Origin of the sequence: Pseudoduganella sp. RAF53_2 (genome assembly GCF_052113985.1) — a bacterium.
Taxonomy (GTDB): domain Bacteria; phylum Pseudomonadota; class Gammaproteobacteria; order Burkholderiales; family Burkholderiaceae_D; genus Rugamonas.
The window spans coordinates 1-1,946 of sequence record NZ_JBFRDW010000866.1 but is presented as its reverse complement, the minus strand read 5'-3'; the positions used below and the strand labels follow the sequence as shown (position 1 = coordinate 1,946).

The following is a 1,946-nucleotide window of genomic DNA, read 5'->3' as shown; positions in this document are numbered from 1 at the left end:
ATATTCCTCGGAGCCCAGCTTGAAGGCCAGGAATTCGCGGCCCAGCCCATCGGCTCCGGTGGTATGCAGCGCTGCACTGTCTTGCATGGAGTTTCCCCTCCTCAAATAGGTGTTGTCAGAGCGTATCAGAGTTGCAAGCGATTTGCGAGACGGAAAGTTTCGATTGTCACCAGTTTGAATTCTGATTATGCTGGATGTAACGATTCGGCATTTTAAAACAAGGAGATGGTATGGCGGACCCGAACGCCGTTGAGGATGATTGGCTGCTGGAAGAAGACGAAGACGACAAGCAGCCGTCCCTGGCGGCACCCGATCAGCGCCAGTGGCGTGTGTTGATCGTCGACGACGACCAGGACGTTCATGCCGTCACCCGCCTGGCGCTACGCAATGTGAGTTTCAAGGGCCGTGAGCTGGAGCTGTTCTCCGCCTACAGTGGCCGCGAAGCTTTCGACATCCTGCGCGACACGCCTGACATCGCTCTTGTATTACTCGACGTCGTGATGGAAACCGACGATGCCGGCCTGCTGCTGGCACGCCGCATCCGTGAAGAGCTGCATAATTCCATCGTGCGCGTGGTGCTGCGCACCGGCCAGCCGGGCCAGGCGCCGGAGCAGCGCGTGATCATCGAATACGATATCAACGACTACAAGGCCAAGACCGAGCTCACCACCCAGAAGCTGTTCACCACCGTCATTTCCGCGCTGCGCGCCTACGAAAGCCTGAACATGCTGGAGCGCAGCCGTATCGGCCTCGGCAAGATCCTGGCCGGCGCGACCAATCTCTACCAGATCCATTCCCTGCGCGAATTCGCCTCCGGCGTGCTGAACCAGGTGTCCGCCATCCTCGACGTGGGCGCCGACGGCGTGCTGTGCCTGATGCAGGTGGAAACCGGTGACACCACCGTGGTGGCGGCCACCGGCGGCTATGCGCCGCTGGCCGATGCGGAACAATTGCCGCACTCGCATGAACTGTGGCCGACCATCGCCAAGGCCTTTGCCGAGAAGAAGAGCCAGTTCGACCATCCGGCCAACGTGCTCTACATCCACACCCAGGAAAACCGCGACGTCGCGATTTCCGTCACGCCGCCATGGCCGCTGGCCCAGATCCAGCGCGACCTGCTGGAAGTATTCTGCGAGCGCATCGCCGCCGCTTTCGACAACCTGTATATGTTCGGCCAGTTGCGCAAGGCGCAGGAAGCGACCGTGGTGGCGCTGGCGGATCTCGCCGAGTTCCGCGACGGCTGCACCGGCGGCCACGTGCGGCGCGTGCAGCGCCTGTCCTCCGCCATTGCCGCGCGTATGAAGGAGTGCGGTGTGCAGGACGAGGAACTGACGCCGCAACTGGTGGACATGATCGGCCTCGCTTCCATCCTGCACGACGTGGGCAAGGTGGCAACGCCGGATCACATCCTGCTGAAACCGGGGCCGCACACGGAAGAAGAAAAGGCCCTGATGCAAACCCATGCCGCCGTCGGCCGCAGCGTGCTGGAACGCGCCGCCAATATGGTGGACGGCGTCAGCTACCTGACTTACGGCGCCGAAATCGCGGGTGCGCACCACGAGCATTTCGATGGCCAGGGTTATCCGAATGGCCTGAAAGGCAAGGCCATCCCGCTGTCGGCGCGCATCGTGGCGGTGGTGGACGTGTTCGACTCGCTGCTGCATGAGCGTCCTTACAAGGAGCCATGGCCGTATTCGGACGTGATGAGCTATATCACGGCCCGCCGCGGCAAGCAGTTCGATCCGGACGTGGTGGATGCCTTGCTGGACGTGATCGGCAAAGATCCCAAGTTAGGCATGGATTAAAAGGTTGTGGCGGCGCTGCCGCGTACAGCAGCGCCAAACTCACCAATTCTCACTGCGACGTAATATACTGGGGACAGCCCTTGAGAGGGGGACTGTCCCCGTTTACGTTGAAATATCATGAATGAACTGAAGGGCCTCAGC

The 1,946-nt window shown here is 61.0% G+C and carries 1 protein-coding gene; it reads left to right on the top strand.

The annotated features are described in order from the left end of the window. Window positions 1-230: 230 nt before the first annotated feature. On the top strand, window positions 231-1,805 hold the full coding sequence (locus AB4Z11_RS30465; RefSeq protein WP_442029741.1) for a DUF3369 domain-containing protein: 1,575 nt from the start codon (window positions 231-233) through the stop codon (window positions 1,803-1,805). Window positions 1,806-1,946: the final 141 nt, after the last annotated feature.

Bases quoted from the DNA above. Each gene is read 5' to 3' on its own strand.
- AB4Z11_RS30465 (WP_442029741.1), top strand. From the start codon at position 231: ATGGCGGACCCGAACGCCGTTGAGGATGATTGGCTGCTGGAAGAAGAC.